3 protein-coding genes are annotated in these 24,274 nt (G+C 45.7%); all 3 read right to left on the bottom strand.

The window, feature by feature from the left end; translation table 11 throughout:
* Positions 1–58 precede the first annotated feature (58 nt).
* Complete coding sequence (locus CWO13_RS07100; RefSeq protein ID WP_108082681.1) at positions 59–20,413, bottom strand: retention module-containing protein; 20,355 nt, start codon at positions 20,411–20,413, stop codon at positions 59–61.
* A 658-nt stretch (positions 20,414–21,071) separates the two neighbouring features.
* Positions 21,072–21,998: an agmatinase gene (speB, locus tag CWO13_RS07095; protein ID WP_017105806.1), complete on the bottom strand. Its 927-nt coding sequence runs from the start codon at positions 21,996–21,998 to the stop codon at positions 21,072–21,074.
* Positions 21,998–23,905: an arginine decarboxylase gene (gene speA / locus CWO13_RS07090; protein WP_032500248.1), complete on the bottom strand. Its 1,908-nt coding sequence runs from the start codon at positions 23,903–23,905 to the stop codon at positions 21,998–22,000. Before speA ends, speB begins: the two co-directional genes overlap by 1 nt.
* Positions 23,906–24,274: the final 369 nt, after the last annotated feature.

Raw genomic sequence — 24,274 nt, 5'->3', positions numbered from 1 at the left:
AGTGACAAAAATTAGGCCAGCATTGCTGGCCTATTTCGTATTGGTTTAATGCTTCACGTTAACCGTGAGTAATCACGTTCTGCTGTACTAATGCATCCAGAATATCCGAAGGCATAGTGCCACTTAAGGTTAGTTGTGGCGCAAGGTCTTCAACCACAATCACCTGCTCCGTTGTACCTACACCATCAGGGTTGATCGTAAGCTCAATATCATCCCCGTCCACTTTCGCGTCTATCTGCTGCAGTAACGCTGTCATGTCTGGTGAAGTATTCTTCAACTCTGGCAATACTTCTCTTAGGTCGATCTGGTCTCCTTCAGACAGGCTGAAATCAGTGATGGTGTCTTCAACGCCATCTTCGATATTCAGCCATACGAACGAATCCATACCAGCGCCACCAGTCAGGATGTCTGAGCCTCCACCGCCAATCAGGGTGTCGTTACCATCACCGCCAACAAGCGTATCGTCACCCGCTCCACCTACAAGTCGGTCATTTCCTGACCCGCCAGTGAGGTTGGTATCAAAGTCACTCGCTAAAAGTTGCACATCGTCTGTTTCAGAAGACAGATCGAGATCGAGTGGGTTCGCAACTATATTGAGGTTTAGATCAATGTTTTGAGATATCGCAATATCGTTATTGTCCGTTTCCTCAGATACCGCCTCAACCTTCAACGTGTAGTTACCAGGAGTTAACGGCTTACCAGCTGATGGTTGCTCGACGAGTCTGAGACTATCAATCGCATCAGCCGTCGCTATCCAAGTGTCACCTACTAGCGAAACCGTACCCGCATCACTGGCCACATTAACACCATCCGGAACATCACTGATCTTCAACGTTAACTCTTCAGTAATATCCGTCAATGCAGCAACAATTCCGACTAAAGCGACTCCACTATTAGCGACCACTGATGAGCTGGTCGTAATGTTTCTCACGTAGTTAAATGTCGGGTCGATAGACAAGGTTGGCGCATTCGCCACAGGTGTCACTGCAATATCATAGATCACAGGTGTCGTTTCTATTGCGATACCAGAAGGGTTTCCGCTGTCTTTAGCGATGACTTCTAATCCAATACTATTGGTTGGAGATAAACTCGCATCGAGGTAGACACCACTTGGACTGGTTGGCGTATCAATTAGAGCATTCAAATCGTTAAGAGTACCGACTAAGATGACTGAACCCGTGTTGTTGCCGTTAACCATCACCGTCGTCACAGCCGGAAGTGATACATTCAATGTACCGTAATCCACCGTCAGCGTGACTGTCATTAAGTCATCAGAGAATGCATCTACATAATCAGGGTCACTGACATTGATGCCACTCAACAACTGACCGGCGTCTTCATCAATCAAATCGGTGACGTTGTCACCACTTACAATAGGCGTATCGTTAACGCCTTGCACTACAACGCTGATTTCTGCTGTATCCGTTAGGAAGTCATCAGCCCCGTTGGTTGTGCCATTGTCTTCCACTGTGTAAGTGAATTTAACGTCGCCATTGTAATCATCGGCTGCTGTGAATACCCAATATGGGCCATTGATCGAGTTGTCATCCGCACCACCGACATTTTCGAACTTCTGAATCTGTCCCTGACCTTGGTCGATAACGACTCCAGTCACTGTAACAACATCCCCCTCAGGATCAGTCGTCGCTGCAATCAGGTCTTCAGCTTTGATGATCAATTGGCCTTCTTCAAGCATGGTACCCAAGTTAACATTGGTTGCCACTGGCTGATCATTCACTTCAGTTACAACAACGCTTATTTCAGCGGTATCCGTTAAGAAATCATCAACGCCGTTGGTTGTGCCATTGTCTTCTACGGTATAAGTGAACTTAACGTTGCCATTGTAATCATCAGCGGCAGTGAATACCCAATATGGACCGTTTATCGAGTTGTCGTCAGAACCACCGACGTTTTCAAACTTCTGAAGCTGCCCCTGACCTTCATCGATAACAACTCCAGTCACAGTGATCGCATCGCCTTCAGGGTCTGTCGTTGCAGAAACCAGGTCTTCAGCTTTGATGATCAACTGACCTTCTTCTGGCATGGTGCCCAAGTTAACATTGGTTGCTACTGGTTGGTCATTGACTTCTGTTACTACAAGACTTATTTCAGCAGTGTCTGTTAAGAAGTCATCCACGCCGTTGGTTGTACCATCATCGATAATGCTGTAATCGAGTTTAACGTCACCGTTAAAATCATCAGCAGCCGTAAATATCCAGAATGGGCCCGTAATCGCAGCGTTGTCAGCACCACCAGCGTTTTCAAAGCGCTGTAATTGACCTTGGCCTTGAGTAAGGGTCACACCCGTGACGATGAGGTTATGGTTTTCAAGATCTGAGCTTGCTGCAATTAAGTCACCTTCAACGATAACAAGCTGTCCTTCCTCTGCAATCGAGCCTAGATCAACGTTGTTTGCCACAGGAGCGTCATTCACTTCCGTCACCTTAATGGTGAAGGTAGCTTCATTGCTTTGAGCGGTATTCGGGTCACCCGCGTCAATCAGACCGTTATTACCACCGTCATCGAGCGTTGCATTGATCGTGACTAAACCACTCTGGTTGAGATAGTTCTGATCTGGGTCTGGTTTGAAAGTAACAGCCCCATTCACCAACGCGGTATTGATATCGGCTTCTTTACCAGTAATCACCAATGAGCCGTCAGGCTGCAATACAAACGTTACGTCAGGTGAGCTGGTAAACTCAAACACACCTTGCGCTCCCGGCAGTGTTTGATCCACTTGCAACGTAAGAACATACGGCGCATCTGGATTATCAAAATTAGCGTCAACGTCGTAAATACTAAAGTTGTCGATGGCAACACTGATGTCTTCAGATGTTTCAATATTCGTTACGTTTACAAAGATCGGTTGATCGTTGATAGGATCAATCACCAAATCAACATCGAAGGTCGTTGGAGTCCCCAAGTATTCCGTGTTATCAGCATCAGTATCAACAGAGCGAACAGTAATCTGCAGCGGGCCATTGATACCCAGTGCATTGCCTGCATCACTGTTATGTTCACCAGAGTTGAATACGATCTTATCTAGTGACTGTGCAGGAACATCTAGCGTCCAGATCTGCGTCGCAGGATCATAGCTAGCCAAGGTGGTTCCGTCTGGATAGTAGATAGAAGCATCTTGAGGCACGCCAGCCACTTCGACTCGAAGTGTTTCTGGCGCGTTTTCGGTATACGTTCCGTTTCCAGTTGCCGACAGCTCTTTATCAAGAATGGTCGCATTGATTTCGATATCAATGTTTTGGCCTTCATTACCCGTCACAGAATCGGTCGGGTTGGTATCAACATCATCACCCACCGGCACAACATGCAGCTTAAAGCTTGGTAAATTTGCCGCCGCAGTAGGCACACCCAACAAAGATTCTTGAGTGAAGACTTCAACACCAAACTCAGCCGTACCACTGAAGTCTTTAGGCGGTAGGATCGAAATCTCACTCAAATCAAATGACAATCCTGAAGCTTGAGGAAGTTGAACACTCCACTCACCACCACCATTGTTCTTCACTGTATAAGCAGAGCCCGGATCTGCACTCATTAAGAAGCCATCGGGTACACCGGTGAACTTAATCGAAACGAACTGCTCTGAGCCGTCTAGGTCAGTGAGCGCAATGGAGACTGGCCCTGTTCCCGATAGAGAAATAGCTTGATCTTCATTGCCCGTGATCTCAATGACATCAGGATCACTACCCGGCCCTGTTACAAGCACATCATCAACCACAGGGACAACTTCAAAGCTAACACTGGTATTGAACGTATCAGTATCGGTTGCTGTTCCGGCTGGAGATGAGGCGTCATTGTAGGTAGCAGTATCGGTTATTGTTCCGCTGACATTAACTTGTACTTGGTTAATATCGTTACCCGTTGGGTAATTAGGAGCAGGACGGAACAATACATTATCCAGAGCACCAGCATTAATTTCCGCTTCATTGAAGGTCACGGACGTACCAAGCGATACACCCGCGCTTGTGTAAAATGCACCGACACTTGTGTCATCCAAAGTCAGCGTAATAGATGTGAATTTTTCGTCACCACCCTCAACCCCACTGACTTGATCAGTAATGGTTGTGCTGAAATCAAGCTGAATGTAAGTATCTTCGTAACCCACCGGATCTTGTCCAGGTTGACCATCAGTATCGACAGGATTAAATGAATCATCGAGCGAACCAACAACCGTAACATCAATGTCTGGATTACCTTCAACGTCAGGAGCAACTTTAATAACTACATCGGTCACCAAGGTTTTCTCATCACCAGAAAGTGTATCTTTGGTTACTATTGTGATTGGTAACCTAAAGTCGCCAGAATAGTCAGCAGGCAGGTTCAATAATAAACCCGATGAATCGATGGCTACGCCCTGTTCGATTGTCGTCTCGTAAACATATTTCCCGTTCACAAAGTCAACATCACTTGTTCCCGACAGGCTAATTGGGAATGATGTAGTAGCATCAATGACCAGAGTACCATCAATGATCACCGTCACTTGGTCAGTAGAATCATCGCGACCCGTAAAGCTTAAAATGCCGTTTAGTGCCGCGCCGAGATCAAGTTGTGTATCTTCGACCGCATCGATAACACTGTCTGGCACAATCGCAATATCTGCGGCAACTTTGTCAGGAGCCGTCAGCACTTCAGGGTAAGAAAGCGTTACTTCCCCGGTGCGCTGTACTTGGGCTGAAGTTTCATTGTTGGCATCACCTGGATCTGATACTAAGGTGAAAATTGTCATCTTGATATCATTGAAATCAGTAGCCACATCATCCGCATCATTTTCAGGGGTGAAATCTAATCCATTGGGCGCACTGACGCTAAAGGCATCTTCATTGGTCACAACCCAACGGCCACCGCCTTCGTAAGAGGCGCCTGTGACCAAAAGTTGCCCTAAAATATCATCAGATAACGCGCTTCCGTCGGTGTTAGTCAACTGAACAATCACTTCGTCGACTTGCTCTTCTACTGTGCTTAAATCCGTTTCTTGGTATCGGACGACGTATTCATCCGAAATTGATGTGTTATCACTGTTAGTTGTAAATTTAATGACACCATTAGCATCAGCCGTAATCGTAGTGAGATCTCCAGAGCCATCTTCGTTTGAAACGACAATCTTGTTGTCGGCATCGCCAGGTTCAACGACAGGTCTTACACGCACATCAATCGTACCTGTAATCGTCGCGGTAACGATGCCCTGACCAGGATCAGTTGCATCAACATACTCATGATCGCGCTCTTCAATCATGACAACCGTACTAAGCGTAAAGTCGGTGCTCGAATCTTGCTCCGGTGTTATCTGAATAAAATTATTGTTCAGTGCTATCTGAGTGAACGCTTCTGGAGTCTGCCCACTCTTAGGTGTGATGGTTAGCGTTCCGGCTACGGCATCGTAATTCCAAATTACATCACCGTTTACAACCACACTTGCAACACCACTTGGAATGCCACTGATGACGATTGAAGTGAAGTGCTCATCATCGTCAATGTAATCAGTGCCCTCTGGGTGCCAATCAATGTTGATCGCCGTATCTTCGTCCCCACGAGTTACCGTATTGTAGGTTGCTGAGGTATCAATCCTAGGCTCAACTAATATGCGAATTTCCTGATCAAAAGAGAGCGTATGACCATCATTCTCAGTCACGATCACTTTACCCTGGATATGGATATTCTCTGTCGACGAATCAACAGGTCTAATACGGATACCTGAAGTTTTCCCCGCTTCAGTGATGTTCGCTTCGTAGATAGGTTTAGATAGATCAGGGCTACCGCCCGGTCCCGTTTCATAACCAACAAAGTTCAAGTCAATCACGGTACCATCGCCATCTTCCAGAATAACGCCGTCAGGGATGCCTGAAAGAATAACCGTTATCGACTCTGAGCCATCGTCAGGTAATGGTGTTGTGCCGCTATCTGGTCTTCTCTCGCCCGACAATACAGTGAAATCTAGCTCAGCAAAGGTATCACCATTTTGGCTTTCTTGGATTGTGGTTTGAACGCCAGATGTTGTGCCATCAGTAATTGCTGTCCAAGCCGTACCATTCGTTCCACCATAAGGAGTATCGGCAACGCCTTTCACCTCAACGTTCACCGTTTTAGTTCCTAATATCTCCTCATCGACTTGGGCGCCCGTGGATAGATTTGCGGTATCTTTGACCACACCCGTGACATCGAAGGTGAAATTGACATTACTGTGTTTAGTTGGAACAACCTCAACGTTTGCCAAATCGGAATACGCTATTTCTTGGTAATCGATACCATTAATAGTGACTGTTGGAACGACATTCGTGGTACCTAAGAAGTAAAGCTCTGCACCTTCCGTAACATTACTGATGCGCACAAACAGTTCTTCAGAACTGTCAGCATCTACCGAACCTGTCATGGTGATGACTTCGTCTAACGTGAACGCGTCTTTATTGTCTAAAGGCCCGACGTAATCTGGATCATCGATATTGTCTTCGTTAATACGGATTCGGTTAACGCTGAACGAGCCAGGGTCTGCATCGGCAGTCACATCAATGATGATGTTTTGCTCTACAGAGCGAGCGGTCGTTTTGTCCACCCCGCCATTTGCAGAATCATCGTACGGATTACGCGTCTCTTCCGTTATCGCTGTTGCTTTAAACTCTATTTGACCGGAGAAGTTATCGATCGGGTTTACGACCGTACTATTGATGTCTCCAGCCGCAATGATGTAAACACCGTTAGTCGGAGTAAGGACGTTGCCGTTTTGGTCGAGAAGCTCAAACTGGCCATCTCCCTGAACAACTTCAAGTTCATAGGTAATCGTCTCAGTATTACTGTTATCTTGCGACTCTGCGTTCAGCTGCAACGTAACGTTGTCTTCATCTTCGTTAACTTGATACTGATACGCGCTATTCGCATCATCCCAAGTTGCAATATCCGCTACCGCTTCAATCTCAATTCTGAAGTTTGAATTTACTGTATGATCAAGCGTGCCGTTGTTATCAATTTCGAGCTCGTAGTTGATTCGCACACCATTGTCATTCGAACCGTAGTTTTGGTCTGGAACAAAGAACAAGTTGTCGATTGTCGCAATAGTGTCTAATGGTTGATTCGTGTCTGGAGCAAAGCTCTGCTGCATTTGAGGCGGACCAAACAAGATATCACCGTTTGGTTCAGCGACTAACTTGTGATATTCCACGCCATCAAAGTAATAGAACGTCCCTCTGTGATTACCGCTCTGAATCGTCAGTTGGCCGATAGACTCGTTATTATCTTGGTCCTTTATGTTAACCTGCAGCGCAATTTGTGCAGGAGCATCAGGCAAACCGCTTTGATTATCTTGAATATTCTCAAGAGTCGGCTCATCGCCTGTTGCGTAAGGTATGGTTGAGTCTCTACCCGCATCCTCGAAGGTCGTCACTTTCAGCGCGATTCTTGTAGAGTCCCTATCTGTAATCGTAATATCTAACGGTGTTTCAGATGTGTCCAAATCTCCATCTGTCGCAATCACGTTAATAGAGAAATCTATTGTCTCACCGTTATGCTCTAGATAACCGTTAGCTCTAAACTCAACCTCACCATTTGAGTTAATACGCAATCGACCAAGCTCACGAGTATCAACACCTCCATTGGTCTGCTCGTATACTCGAACCTCTTGAATACCATTGTTTAAATCGAAACCATCACTGTAAGGCCCACTATTTCCGGTACGGAAAACGATATCAGCGCCATTGCTGGTAATGCCCTCTATGCGAGTCAGTGCTGCATCATCCGCACCCACATCTGTCGCATTAGCAAACATGTTAACTTTGGAATTACCGTAACCCTGCCCTTCAATTCGCGTTATCGATTGAGTAGTCACCAATGGAACATCATCAGTCACAGTAATAGTCAGATCGATCGCGTTCGACTGGTCTCGGTCAAAATCTTCGGCCACGACAGAGAAATCAAGATCTATGGTGTTTTCATTCGCGCCATCAGGATGCTTAAATGGTTTAAACAGCTCAAATTGATAGCTGTTGTTTGAGGTATCAAAAATGATTTCAAACACAGGCTGATTGCTAGTTACCGTCTGTGCAACATAAGTGAAGGTTGTACCGCTTTGTGAAACAGGCAGCCACTCTAGGCTTTCTCCATCAGAAGTTAAGCCTGCAATCACTAAGTTTTCATCGACCAATTCATACTTAACAACACCATCAGCACCTTCATCAACGGTGAATAGTCCATTAATAATGGTATCTTCGGATTGATCAGAACCAATCCCAGCAAGATCATCTTCATCAACTACCGTCTCACCTGTTGGCGCACTCATTACTGGCACATCATCGAGCACTTCGATCGGCAATACATACTGATTAGAGTCATCACCGTCACCATCAACCGCAACAACATCAAACGGAATCGTTAAGGTATTGGAATTCGGGCTTGTTGGATGGTTTAGAGGACCTAGCAACGTAAAGGTATAAGAGCCGTCATTCGCTAGCGCGAGCGTGAAGATAGGAGTCCCGCTTGTCGTCGTACCTTGATAGGTCGTTGTGTTCGCAGCTCCTGTGACTTCTGTAATAGAAATCGCTTCGGTTCCAGAGTTCAATGTCGCTTCAAGCGCAGAGATATTACGCAGTTCGTAAACCTCTACTTGGTCTGCACCTTCTGTGGTAACAAATGCACCTGTTGCTTGAGACACCACAGATCCAAGATCATCTTCATCAACCACAAATGTGCTGGTCGCTGTCGTGTCGGTAATGACAGGCACATCATCGGTTATAGTAACGGTCAGAGGTTTCATCACAGAATCGGTATTGTCTTGGTCGACCGCGATCACTGGCAGTGTGAATACTTGATCGTTGTTGCCTTGCACAGGCAGATGATCGAGCTCTTCCAATAAAGTGAACGTGTATTCGCCTAACACCACACTACTAAAAGTGATGGTAAAGATATCCGTTTGAACACCTCCACTTTCAACGAAACCAATATAAGTGCCGCTGTTGGCTGGATCTTCTTTAAGCTGAACTACTAGGCCATCCGACTTCAAGTCACCAGACGTATTGAACTGAGTGGTATCAATACGGAAATAACTCACATCATCACTTCCCGCTGTGAAAGTAATGGTTTCAGTTTGGCTCACAGGTAAGCTCGGAGATGAGCCATCCACAAGATTCGCTTCTTCCAATGCAACCGTTGGAACCGTATCAATTACCGGTGGAGCACCATCTGAAATCGTCAGTGTCACTGTCGAAGTAACAATATCGCCATCTTTATCTTCCGATGTCACCGTAATGGTCTTAACGATGTTACCACCCGAATGATCGAGATTACGGTTAGGTTCGAAACGTACATCACCTTCAAGATTGATAAACAGAGAACCTTCAGTGAACACAAATTCTTGCTCACCCGTGTCGGTTTGTACTAGTGACTCTTCAGGTTGGCTGCCATAGGTAAACTTAGTGATTGTGGCGCCATCTGCACTTTGCGCAGGCATCACATCAAATGTCGTTGTGGTAGGTGTGCCCGTACTTGGCTCTGTGATGCTAAGAGCACCAGATTGCATCAATTGAACATCATCACTGATGGTCACAGAAAGCGGTTTAGACTGTGAAATATCGCCATCGGTGTCTTGTGCATATACCGACAAGTCAAAGCTGAGATCGTTGTTTCCTAATCCGTCGACATGATCCAAACGCTCTAACAAAGTAAACGTGTACTCACTCGGGTTAGTGTTATCAAATTCTAGGGTGAAGATAACTTTCTCAACACCTGAGCCGTCCGTTGTGAATGCTACGTAATCACCGGAACCAGCAGGCTCTTCACGCAAGCTCAATTCAAGGCCATCAGACTTCAATACACCGCTGGTATTAAACAACCCTACTTCGACGACAATCTTCTCGATGTCATCACTGCTTGCGAGTGAAGTAATGGTTTGGGTCACGCTGACTGGGCTGCCACTCGGCGTTGAACCATCAGCAAGTAAGCTTTCAGACAAGCTAACACTCGGAACGACATTCAACGTTGGTCCATCACCATCAACGATAGTGAGTGTGACCGTTGAAGAAGAAATATCCTTATCAAAATCAGAAGAAGTAAATTCAATCAGCTTAACAATATCACCTGCAGAGTGGTCAAGATTACGATTTGGTTCAAACCTTACATCACCATCCAAAGTGACAAACAGCGAGCCTTCAGTGAAAACAAATTCCTGCTCACCGCTGATGCTTTGATCCAAAGTAATCGCAGAGCCACCGTCATAGGTGAACTGTGTAATGGTTGCCCCATCAGCACTTGGCGTAGGCAATACATCAACGGTCGAGGTAGTTGGTGTGCCAGTATTTGGCTCTGTGATGGTTAAAGTACCATCTTGCATCTGTTGGAGGTCATCTTGAATGGTGACAACAACATCACGCTTAACTGAGTCATCACCATCAGTATCAACCGCATAAACAGGTAAATTGAAATTAAGGTCGTTATTAAGCGCGCCATCAAGGTGATCGAGAGCCTCAATCAGCGTGAAGGTGAACTGACCTTTATTGACACTATCAAAATCAATGGTGAATACATTGGTTACGTTACCGGCCCCGTCATCAGTAAACCCGATGTAGTCGCCAGGTGAAGCAGGATCTTCTTTTAGCTGAACAACAAGACCATTTGATTTCAGCACATCACCAGGATTGAATTCGTTGGTTGCAATTCTAAAGTGGCTTAAGTCATCACTACCCACGGTGTAGGTAATGGTTTGTGTTGAACTTACCGCAGAACCACTCGGCGTTGAGCCATCTGCTAGGTTCACTTCCGATAAGTTTACGCTAGGAACAACATCGATGACCGGATCAATACCATCTTGGATCGTTAATGTGACATCCGCGGTATCAGTATCGTTATCAAAGTCGCTGGTCGTTACCACAATCGTTCTAACAATATCACCAGCTGAATGATCCAGATTTCGATTTGGCTCAAAACGAACTTCGCCTTCAATCGTGATGTACAGAAAACCATCGGTTACGGTAAACACCTGCTCTGTCGATACATTCGGATCCAAGGTGACAGCAGTACCACCATCGTAAATAAATTGGGTGACCTTTGCGCCATCTGCACTTTGAGTCGGCATTACATCGATGGTTGGCGTAGTTGGTGTGCCTGCCACTAGATCCGCCAATGAAGGCTCAACAATATTCAATGACCCGTCTTGTACACCTTGTACATCATCGGTAATGGTCACTGTCATTGGTGACATCGCAGACTCATCACCATCGGTATCCACTGCTATAACAGGCACATCGAAGTTTAAGGAGTTGTTCTGCAAGCCATCCGCATGGTCTAACGCTTCAAGCAGCGTAAACGTGTATTGCCCTAAATTGGTGGTTGAGAAACTGATTGTGAAGACGTTGGTTTCTACGTTAGCACCGTCTTTTACAAAGCCAATATAGTTTCCAGAGTTCGCTGGCTGCTCTTTAATCTCAACCTCTAAGCCATTCGACTTCAAAGCCCCCGAAGTATTGAACTGAGCAGGGTCAATTCTGAAATGACTAACATCATCACTACCCTCGGTATAGGTAATCACTTGAGTCATCGATACTGGGTTACCCGTTGGCGCAGAACCATCAGCCAGATCGACTTCAGAAAGACTCACGCCAGGAATGACGTTGATGATTGGCAGATCGCCATCGGTAATGGTTAGCGTGACTGTCGAAGTCACCACATCACTATCATAGTCACTTGAACTGACCACTATCGACTTAACGATATCCCCGCCCGAGTGATTAAGATCGCGGTTTGGTTCAAAGCGCACATCGCCTTGCAGCGTGATATAGAGTGAGCCTTCAGCAACCACAAACTTCTGTTCACCCGTGTTGTTCTGGTCAAGCGTGAACACTGTGCCATTGTCGTAATTAATTTGGGTGATAGTCGTGCCGTCAGCCCCTTCTTGATCAAGAACATTGACGGTCGTGGTGGTCGGCGTACCCGCGGCTAAGTCAGCCACTGTCGGCTCTTCAATGCTGAGAGCGCCATCCACCATGACTTGAATATCATCGGTAATCGTTACAGCCAGAGGCGACATCAGAGAGTCATCGCCATCACTATCGACCGCGTACACCGGCAAGTTGAATGTTAGGTCGTTATTACCTTGAATTGGTGTATGGTCAATCGCTTCTATAAGCGTGAAGGTGTATTCACCTAAAGTCGTGCTGCTAAATGCAAGTGTGAAGACCGTGGTTTCTACATTTGAAATGTCCGTTGTGAAGCCGATGTAGTTACCCGAACCCGCAGGCTCTTCTCGAATCTCAATCACTAAGCCATCAGATTTCAGAGTACCGCCAGTATTAAACTCACTCGGCTCAATGCGGAATTTTACAACATCATCACTTTGGTTGGTAAAAGTGATGGTTTCTGTTTGGCTAACCGCACTACCACTTGGTGATGAGCCATCAGCCAGATCAGCTTCTTCAAGTGCAACACTCTGCACCGCATCGATAGTCGGGTTGTCGCCATCGGTTATGGTCAAAGTTACGGTCGCAGTCACCGGATCGTTATCAAAGTCATTGGATGTCACGACTATCGACTTAACAATGTCTTCGCTCGCGGAATGGTCTAAGTTACGGTTGGGCTCAAAGCGCATCTCACCTTGAAGGGTGATGTACAACTCACCTTCTGTGAAACTGAATTGCTGTTCGCCTGCGATGCTCTGATCCAACGTATTAACGATTCCACCAAAAGAAAACTCAGTAACCGTTGCACCATCAGCACTTTGGTTTGGCATTACATCAATGGTATTGGTTGTTACCGTACCATCAGCCAGATTTGGCTCAACGATATCTAACGTACCGTCTTGCATGATTTGAACATCATCGCCGATGGTTACATTGAGTTGAGACACCAAAGAATCATCGCCATCGCTGTCTACCGCATAGACCGGAAGATCAAAGCTCAGATCATTGTTCGCTAGACCATCTGCATGATCTAACGCTTCCAATAAAGTAAAGGTGTATTCACCAAGAGTCGAGGTCGAGAAGCTAATCGTGAACACTGGAATTTCAGCATTTGAACCATCAGTAATGAAGCCGATATAAGTACCTGGATTCGCTGAATCTTCTTTTATCTCGACCACAAAACCATTCGATTTCAGTGCGCCGCCGACATTGAACTCGGTAGGTTCAAGACGGAAACGGGTCACATCATCACTTTGATTAGTAAAAGTAAGCGTCTCAGTTTGACTTACAGCACCGCTACTTGGCGCTGAGCCATCAGCAAGATTAGTTTCAGACAGAGTAACACTTGGCACCGTATCAATGGTCGGGATATCACCATCAGTAATCGTCAGGGTGACTGTCGATGTCACGGTATCCTTATCGAAATCGCTTGAGGTGACCTCGATCTGTTTAACGATATCTCCGCTAGTATGGTCAAGATTACGGTTCGGCTCGAAGCGAACGTCACCTTGAATAGTGATATACAGTGAACCTTCAGCAACTACGAACTTCTGCTCGCCAGTATTATTCTGGTCAAGCGTTAATACAGTCCCGCCATCATAAGTAAATTGTGTGATGGTCGCGCCGTCTGCCCCTTCTTGATCAAATACATTAACGGTCGTTGTCGTGGGCGTGCCCGCAGCCAAATCAGCAACTGTTGGCTCGACAATATTTAACGCTCCATCTTGCATGATTTGAACATCATCACCGATGGTCACATTCAACTGTGACACCAATGAATCGTCGCCGTCGGTGTCTACCGCATAAACAGGAAGATTAAAGCTAAGATCGTTGTTCGCTAAACCATCCACATGGTCTAATGCTTCCAACAACGTGAAAGTGTATTGGCCGAGGGTAGTACTAGAGAAACTGATCGTGAACACGTTGGTTTCAACGTTCGAACCATCCGTCACAAAACCGATATAACCACCTGGTGTGCTTGGGTCTGCTTTTAGTTCAACCACCAGCCCATTTGATTTAAGCGCCCCACCAACATTGAATTCTGTCAGTTCAATACGGAAACTCGCCACATCATCACTTTGATTAGTGAAGGTAATCGTCTCTGTTTGACTTACAGCGACACCACTTGGCGTAGAACCATCACTCAAATTAGTTTCAGATAAAGTAACGCTCGGTACATTATCAATCGTTGGGATGTCACCATCGGTAATAGTCAACGTGACTGTAGAAGTAACAACATCACTATCTGAGTCGCTTGAAGTCACGACTATCGACTTAACGATGTCTCCACTTGTGTGGTCGAGGTTACGGTTTGGTTCAAAGCGCACATCACCTTGCAGCGTGACATAAAGCGAACCTTCAGCAACCACAAACTTCTGCTCTCCCGTATTGCTCTGGTCAAGCGTAAACACCGTGCCGTTGTCATAATTGATTTGGGTGATGGTCGTGCCGTCCGCCCCTTCTAGATCAAGAACATTCACAGTCGTAGTTGTCGGCGTACCCGCTGCTAAATCAGCCACAGTTGGCTCTTCAATCGTAAACGCGCCATCTACCATGACTTGGATATCATCGGTAATCGTCACAGCAAGTGGCGACATTAGAGAATCATCGCCATCGCTATCAACCGCGTACACTGGCAAGTTGAACGTTAGGTCGTTATTACCTTGAATTGGTGTGTGGTCAATCGCTTCTATAAGCGTGAAGGTGTATTCACCTAATGTCGTGCTGCTAAATTCAAGCGTGAAGACTGTAGTCTCGACATTTGAAGTATCTGTGGTGAAACCAATGTAGTTACCCGAACCCGCAGGCTCTTCTCGAATCTCAATCACTAAGCCATCAGATTTCAGAGTACCGCCGGTATTAAACTCACTCGGCTCTAAACGGAATTTCTCCACATCATCACTTTGATTGGTGAAAGTGATGGTTTCTGTTTGGCTAACCGCACTGCCGCTTGGTGATGAGCCATCAGCGAGATCCGCTTCTTCAAGAGCAACACTCGGAACAGCATCGATAGTCGGGGTATCACCATCAGTAATGGTCAGCGTAATGGTTGAAGTCACCGGATCGTTATCGAAGTCGCTTGAAGTCACGACAATCGACTTCACGATATCTTCACTAACGGAATGGTCTAGATCGCGATTAGGTTCAAAGCGCACCTCCCCTTCAAGGGTGATATAAAGCTCGCCTTCGGTGAAGCTGAATTGCTGCTCGCCTGAAATGCTTTGATCCAGTGTGTTTACGACACCGTCATAGGTAAACTGAGTGATCGTCGCGCCATCAGCACTTTGATTTGGCATCACATCAATGGTGTTGGTTGTCACCGTACCGTCAGCAAGGTTTGGCTCAGTGATATCTAATGTGCCATCTTGCATGATTTGGACATCATCACCGATGGTCACATTCAGTTGAGACACCAAGGAATCGTCGCCATCCGTATCAACCGCATAAACAGGCAGATCGAAGCTCAGATCGTTATTATCTAAACCATCCGCATGGTCTAACGCTTCAAGCAGAGTAAAGGTGTATTCGCCTAACGTACTTGTAGAGAAGGCAATCGTGAATACAGGAACTTCAGTATTCGAACCATCAGTAATAAAGCCGATATAAGTGCCCGGATTAGCCGAATCTTCTTTTATCTCAACCGCAAAACCATTCGACTTCAGTGCACCGCCCACATTGAACTCGGTGGGTTCAATACGGAAACTCGCGACATCATCGCTTTGATTCGTGAAGGTAATCGTTTCGGTCTGACTGACGGCACTGGAGCTTGGTGTAGAACCGTCACTAAGGTTAGCTTCAGACAGAGTCACGCTTGGCACGGCATCAATGGTTGGGATATCACCATCAGTAATGGTCAGCGTCACTGTGGATGTCAGTACGTCATTGTCTGAATCGCTTGAGGTCACCACAATCGACTTCACGATGTCTTCGCTAACAGTGTGATCCAAATTACGATTTGGCTCGAAGCGTATTTCACCTTCAAGAGTGATGAATAACTCACCTTCTATGAAGCTAAACTGCTGCTCGCCAGAGTCATTCTGATCAAGTGTTCGTAGTTGACCGTCATAAGTGAACTGAGTGATCGTCGCACTATCGGCACTCTGATTTGGCATCACATCGATGGTATTGGTTGTGATTGTGCCATCTGCAAGGTTTGGCTCAGTGATATCTAACGTACCACCTTGCATGATTTGGACATCATCACCAATGGTTACGTTTAATTGAGACACCAACGAGTCATCGCCATCGCTATCGACCGCGTAAACCGGCAAGTCGAAACTCAAATTATTATTTGCGAGGCCATCTACATGGTCTAGTGCTTCAAGTAAGGTGAAGGTGTATTGGCCTAAGTTGGTATCTGAAAAACTAATCGTGAATACGTTGGTTTCAGCGTTCGAACCATCCGTAATAAAACCGATATAACCACCCGGTGTGGTTGGGTCAGCTTTCAGCTCGACCGCTAATCCGTTTGATGTGAGAGTACCACCAACATTGAACTCAGTCGGTTCAATACGGAAGCTGGTCACATCATCACTTTGAGTGGTGTAAGTAATGGTCTGAGTTGAGCTAACCGCGCTGCCACTTGGTGCAGAGCCATCACTCAGATTGGTTTCTGACAAGCTCACAGTTGGGACATTATCAATGGTCGGGATATCACCATCGGTAATGGTCAGCGTGACGGTTGAGGTCAATACATCGTTATCGGAGTCACTAGACGTCACCACGATTAATTTCACGATATCTTCGTTCAGCGTGTGGTCTAGATTACGATTAGGCTCAAAGCGCACTTCACCTTCAAGCGTAATGAACAGTTCACCTTCTGTGAAGCTAAACTGCTGCTCGCCAGTGTCATTTTGGTCAAGCGTTCGAAGTTGGCCGTCATAAGTGAATTGAGTGATCGTTGCGCCATCGGCACTTTGATTTGGCATCACATCAACAGTACCAGTTGTCACGGTACCAGCTGCAAGATTCGGCTCGACGATATCTAACGTACCGTCTTGCATAATTTGAACATCATCACCGATGGTCACACTTAACGGTGACATCATTGAATCATCGCCGTCACTGTCTACCGCATAAACAGGCAGATCAAAGCTGAGCTCGTTGTTACCAAGGGCATCTTGATGGTCCAACGCTTCGATGAGTGTGAACGTGTATTCACCTAATGTGGTGCTAGAAAAACTCAGCGTAAATACCGTGGTTTCGACATTCGTCGCACTGGTCGTAAAACCAATGTAATTACCCGAACCTTGTGGGTCTTCTCGTAATTCAACGGCTAAACCGTTCGATTTAAGATCATCGTTAGTATTGAACTCCGTTGGCTCAATACGGAAACGAACCACATCATCACTTTGGTTGGTGAACGTGATGGTTTGAGTGGAGCTTACCGCGCTGCCACTTGGAGCAGAGCCATCGCTCAGATTCGTTTCAGAAAGCGAAACGCTCGGAATAACGTCAATCGTAGGGTTATCACCATCGGTGATGGTCAGCGTTACGGTTGAAGTCAGAGAGTCATTATCGAAGTCGTTTGAGGTTACAACAATCGATTTCACGATGTCTTCGCTCACCGAGTGGTCTAAATTTCGGTTTGGCTCAAAGCGCAATTCCCCTTCAAGAGTGATATATAGCTCGCCTTCGGTGAAGCTGAATTGCTGCTCACCTGAAATGCTTTGATCCAGTGTGTTTACGACACCGTCATAAGTAAACTGAGTGATCGTCGCGCCATCGGCACTCTGATTTGGCATCACATCAATGGTGTTGGTCGTGATCGTGCCGTCTGCAAGGTTTGGTTCAACAATATCTAACGTACCGTCTTGCATGATTTGAACATCATCACCAATGGTCACATTCAGTTGAGACACCAATGAATCGTCGCCGTCCGTATCAACCGCATAAACAGGAAGCTCAAAGCTCAGATCGTTATTATCTAGGCCATCTGCATGGTCTAGTGCTTCAAGTAAAGTAAAGGTGTATTCGCCCAACGTACTTGTAGAGAAGGCAATCGTGAACACAGGAACTTCAGCGTTCGAACCATTAGTAATAAAGCCTATGTAAGTTCCCGGATTAGCAGAGTCTTCTTTTATCTCAACGGCAAAACCATTCGATTTAAGTGCACCGCCCACATTAAATTCAGTAGGCTCAATACGGAAACTCGCTACATCATCGCTGCCTGCGGTAAAGGTAATCGTCTCGGTTGCGCTAACTATACTTCCACTTGGCACAGAGCCGTCAGCAAGATTTGTTTCAGATAGAGTAACCGGAGGGATCAAATCAATAATCGGATCTTGGCCATCGGTAATACTTAACTCAAGCGTCGAAGTATCAGTATCGCCATCACCATCTTCAGCTAAAAATAAAAACTGTTTGACGATAGTTTCGCTGCTTGAGTGGTCGATATCACGAGCGACTTCAAAACTGAAATCACCATTCAGTGAGATAGTGACCACACCCTCAATAAAACTGAAGGTCTGATCAGCATCAGGCAATAAACTTTGATCTAATGAATAGTCAACACCGTCGTAGTTGAACGATTGAATTATCGAACCATCAGCGCCTTCGAAGTTGAATAGGTTATACGAAACAACGGTATCGCCCGCTAAGGTCGGCTCGGTGACTGATTCAATCTTATCAACTAACTCAACGACATCGTCTTTAACATTGACGAGAATCTCAGCAGCTTCTGGTGTGCTCGAACCTCCAGACAGTGCAGAACGGTCGCCATCCGCATCAACGGCATAAATTGGCAATGCAAAGGTCAGCAGCGCATCTTCAGCGCCTTGATGTGAAAGGTCTTCATATAGATTTAATTCGTAGCTCCCTAATGAAGGGCTATCCACTTTAACGTCAAAGACCGTAATTCTCGAACCATTGACCTCAACATAACCTTCGTAAGTTCTCACACCGTTGGTTTCATCAATCAACTCAAGTAGCACCGCCTCGCCATTTGAAACTAAGCTGCCACCAGTATTAAATTCTGCTGGTTCAAGTTCATAATGGTCAATGATGTCACTTTCAAAAATGTCCGCGGTGATACTGCCGCTGCCCGACACTGGCGCCGTGCCCTCTTGTGAGCCGCCAACAATGCCCGCTTCATCAACATCGATACTGTCGACATTGTTAATGACTGGTTTATCGCCATCAGAAATAGTGAGGTTGATGGTATTAGTTACGATATCTTGGTCAAAATCGGTAACCGTGATTGGCAAAGAGAAAGAAAGCGAGTCAGTGCCGACTTGCTCTATTGGTCTCAATTGCTCAAATCGATAGGTACCGTCAGTATCTAAGCTAACGGTTAAAATAACATCGCTGCTACCTTGGATTGACAGTGTGATGGCACTTCCATCAGCAGACAAGGATGCAACGGTCGCCTGATTATCACTGAGCACACCATCAAATTGAGCAAGTGCGCTTGAGTCAAAAACAGCTGACTGTAGATTATCACTACCAATATTTGAAAAGGTGCCTGCAATTGCAGCACTGCTTGTTTCAACGTTATCGATAGACACGCTTTCGGCAGACGGATCTACCCCATCAAGGACGGTTACTTGCGCATTAATTGGTGTGACGAGCTGATTACCTGCGGTGTCTTCGCCCTGTATGTCAAAGGCGATGTTAATTTGGTCACCCGTAAAGGAAACCTGTCCGCCACCAATCGACGGAACATGATCTATGGGCTGAGAAATGGTTGTGGTCAGCGATAATTCAATGTCATTTCCAACACTTACTGCTTCAATAGCGATGCGCAGCACTTCATCTGTACCTTGAACACCAATAATCGAATTAGAGGCTGAATCATACGTAAAGGTAACCAGTTGGCCACTAGAGGTAAGGTCGCTATTGAGTTCACTAAGGAGCAAGGCGAGAGAAAGAGTTTCTGGAGCAAACGAACCTGGGTCAAGCGCTAAACTACCCGCAACAACGGTATCTGTAACCGTCACCGATTGAGGGTAGGTATTTCCGGAAATGGAGCCTTCGATCAGTGTTTCAGCGATGGATTGACCACCGAGTGAGCGCGTTAGAGAGTTGGGGGTTTCTCTCTCTTCTACCCTAAAGTCCTTTTCAAGACCAAACGTCTCAAAAACTGTTTCAGGCCGAGTCTCCGTTCGCAATGCCACTATCTTTACGAAACCCCAATTAACCGAACCACCAGCGCTACCAGAGCCAGGAGCCTCAAGTATTTGAGTTGGATCGCCCCCCCCTAAAATGGCCTCTTGAATCGCCGCAAAATCGTCTTCAGTAAATGAATCATCAGCAGCTTGCGCCAAATCGATATTCACCTCTCCGGCGACCGGCACATCTGCCCAAGCCAAATCTTGATCGACACAGCCAACACAATTGCCTTCAATCTCAACAACTCCGCTAGGTACACCTACTAATAGTTCAGCATCATGCGCGGTAATAACAATCTCATTTTTACGGATGATATCACCAACCGAAACTTTTCTGGCACTGCCGTCAGGCTTCACTACAACCACATCTCCACTAGCGGCTTCAACCATAGCAGACTGACGCGAAGATTTGTTATCCATACATCCTCCGATGTCACAAATCACTTCTTAAGAGCGGTGAACATAGTTTGTAATAGTGATCGCAGGCTTTTATTAACTTACATCTCGTTCTTCGGAATATATTCAAACGGTTCATCACAGAGATACAAAAAGAGAATAAATTTCGCCTGTTTTTTATATTTTACTTACCTTTAAGCCTAGTCTTCCCCATAAAAAATGCCATATCTGCGTGAGTAGACCTCTTCTTGCAAATTTGTCTATTTTCCAAGGGTTTCCAGAACACTAGTTAAAAGTTAGTAGGGTGCTGATTTATATGCAAATAAACTCATAGATATATACACCTCTCAATTTCATAAATTTATACCGCAATAAAGTTAACAAATCATTAGCGAAAATAAGGCATTAATTGAAGTGAGCTATGTATCAACAAATAAACAGCAGCTATTCCCACCTTTGAGACAACACGCAGGCTATCGCCCCCGGAAGACCACCAAAATACAATAAAATAAGTTGCATAATGGATATTTGGCAGAAGATTAACCAACCTCTATCGCAAGCGTTGTCACCTTTGCGATAGCTCCGTCAGTCAGGCGGCAGATAAACAAAAAAGCCCACCAAGTAAAACCTGGTGGGCTTTAAAATCAGTATATAACGTTATGCTGTTAGCAATGACACACTACTATTTAGCGAGGCGGTTCGCCGTCCAAACGTAAAGTAGTTCGAGAGCAATCGTCGCACCAGCCAATGCTGTAATCTCGCTTTGGTCATACGCTGGAGAAACTTCTACAACGTCCATACCAACCATGTTGATACCTTGTAAGCCACGGATGATTTTGAGCACTTTATCTGAATTCAAACCACCACACACTGGCGTGCCGGTACCCGGTGCAAATGCAGGGTCCAGACAGTCAATATCAAACGTTAGGTAAACTGGCTTATCACCAACAATGCCTTTCACTTGAGCAATGATCTCGTCCACGCTCATGTCGTTCGCTTGCATCGCGTTAATAACGTTAAAGCCGTGACCTTCCTGCTTATACTCTGTACGAATACCAATTTGAACTGAATGTTCAGGCGAAATTAAACCTTCATTTGGCGCATGGTAGAACATAGTACCGTGATCGTAACGACTGCCCTGACTGTAAGTGTCAGTATGCGCGTCGAAGTGAATCAGAGCCATCTCACCGTACTTCTTACCATACGCTCTTAGCAAAGGCAGTGTAATGAAGTGATCGCCCCCTAAACCTAGCAATGTTTTACCACTATTTAGAATCGCGTCAGCTGCTGCTTCCAAACGCTGAGTTAGGTCTTCTGCATCACCGCAATCAAACACAAGGTCGCCAGCATCAATCACTGAGGTATGTTCAAATACATTGAAGTCCCAAGGGAATTTTTTGCCTTCCCACGCCAGGTTCACAGAAGCACGACGAATCGCATCAGGGCCCATGCGAGCACCCGGACGACCAGATGTCGCCATATCTAATGGCGCACCTAATACAACCACATCAGCATCGTTGTCGATTGGGTTTTGCACCAAAGGACGACGCATAAACGTCATCGCATTGGAGTACAGCGAGTAATCTGGTTTCGTAAATAGATCGTTCATTAAAAATCCTCAAGATAGGTGTAACCCATCAAGCCTTGCTCTAACTCTTCAAGTACGCTTTGCTGCTCTTGCGCTGGTACTTTCGCCGTTACCAATTCTTTGTAGTTTTGACGAATTAGGTCCATATCAATGTGAACGTAACGCATCATGTCTTCGACTGTGTCGCCTTCGTTGATGTAGTCAATGTTCGCTTCTCCGCTCTCATCAACATTCACCACAACACTATGCGTATCACCAAATAGGTTATGCATATCACCCAAGATCTCTTGGTAGGCGCCTACTAGGAAGAAGCCCATCAAATATGGTTCATCAGGGTTCCATGCAGGAACTGGCAGCGTTGTTTCAATACCTTGACCATCAACATACTGATCAATCGTACCGTCAGAATCACATGTGATATCCAATACCACAGCGCGTCGCTCGTCCGCATTATCCAAACCACTTAGAGGCAATACTGGGAACACCTGATCGATACCCCAAGCATCAGGCAATGATTGGAACAGTGAGAAGTTAACGAAGAACTTATCAGCCAAACGCTCGCTCAACTCATCCAAGATTGGACGGTGGTAACGGTTCTTAGTACTCATGCGAGAGCTAAGTTCGTAGTTAATGCGCAAAGACATCTGCTCTGCCCAAGCACGGTGCTGAAGGTTCAGCATGCCGGTCGCAAATTGGTTGTGTGCTTCTGCGATATCACTTTGCGTATCGTTGTAGATCTCAATCAGCGCGCGGTCATCATTGCCTGCGTCTAACTCCAAGAAGTTCTTCCACATGTTGTTTAGCAACAGTGGTGCGTCGGCTTCTGGTGCTGCCATGTCTTCCGGCGAGTAGCTTTCAGTACCAATCACGTTGGTGATTAGCACGGCATGGTGCGCAGTCAGTGAGCGACCAGACTCCGAAATGATCACAGGTTGTGGCTGATTGTAGAGCTTACAAATGTCCCCTACTGTCATCACGATGTTACGAGCGTACTCAAGCAAGCCGTAGTTCATTGAGTTTGAAGATTGGCTGCGTGTGCCGTCGTAATCGACCGCTAAACCACCACCAACATCTAAGAACTTCAGTTGAGCGCCAATATCACGCAGTTCACAGTAGAAACGAGCCGCCTCACTCACACCATTTCGCACATCACGAATATTCGCCATTTGCGAGCCAAGGTGGAAGTGTACTAGCTCTAGAACATCCAGTTGGTCTTCGGCTTTCAAACGCTCAATAACGGTAAGCACTTGTGATGCAGACAAGCCAAACTTCGACTTCTCACCACCACTTGCTTGCCATTTACCCGCACCTTGAGAAGCAAGGCGAATACGTAAACCCAAACGAGGTTTAACGCCAAGCGCTTTCGCTTCAGAAAGAACAAGATCAAGCTCTGACAATTTCTCTAGAACGATAAATACTTTGTGGCCTAGCTTTTCGCCAATAAGCGCAAGACGGATGTATTCTCTGTCTTTGTAACCATTACATACGATCACAGAGCTCGCTTTTTGAGCCAGCGCCAATACCGCTAATAGTTCTGGTTTGCTGCCCGCCTCTAGACCTAGTTGCTTCTGCTCTAATTGAGCTTGGCTCGCTAAGATCTCGTCAACCACTTCTTTTTGTTGATTAACTTTAATCGGGTAAACAAGTAGGTAACGGTTATCGTACTGATATTCGTCGATCGCTTGGTTGAATGCGTTACAGATATTGTGCACACGTTGATGCACTATTTGAGGAAAACGCACAAGAGCAGGTAAACCAATATTTCTTTGCTCTAACTGTTTTACGATCTTACTTAGGGGAACTTGATGATCGGTTTCGCTCGGTGAAACATACACTTCACCGTTGTCATCAATTCCATAAAAACCTTGGCTCCAGTGCTTTACATTATACTCAGCACGGATGCGTTCCAAATTAACCGAATTTTCCAATTCTAGAGACCTCACACTATAGGGCCATCGACAGAAGATACCTCATTGGAATAGCGAGGTATAACCCAACAAAAAACGTTCAAAAACGATTTGTTGGCTGCATTAACCGATATTATTAAGAGTGAGTCCAACCATTGATATTTGTGGTTACGATTACGTTTTTTTATCGACCGATCGACTTAAAATGACAGATAAGGAATTACAAGGTTTTAGGGCAAAAAGCAGGCTGAAGCGCATTAAATATAAAGCACTTTCTCATAAAAAATTAGGTGAATAAAATAGCATTTGCACCTAAAATTCTTGGCTAATTTGGTGATATTAAGTCAGGTTTGTGACAAACATGCGCACTTCCCGATCACAACTCTCGCT

This window comes from Vibrio sp. ZF 223 (assembly GCF_003050585.1).
In the GTDB taxonomy this organism is placed as follows: domain Bacteria; phylum Pseudomonadota; class Gammaproteobacteria; order Enterobacterales; family Vibrionaceae; genus Vibrio; species Vibrio crassostreae.
The sequence above is the reverse complement of the archived record's forward strand: the minus strand, read 5'-3'. Positions and strand labels throughout refer to the sequence as shown.

Bases quoted from the DNA above. Each gene is read 5' to 3' on its own strand.
- speB (WP_017105806.1), bottom strand. From the start codon at position 21,998: ATGAACGATCTATTTACGAAACCAGATTACTCGCTGTACTCCAATGCG.
- CWO13_RS07100 (WP_108082681.1), bottom strand. From the start codon at position 20,413: ATGGATAACAAATCTTCGCGTCAGTCTGCTATGGTTGAAGCCGCTAGT.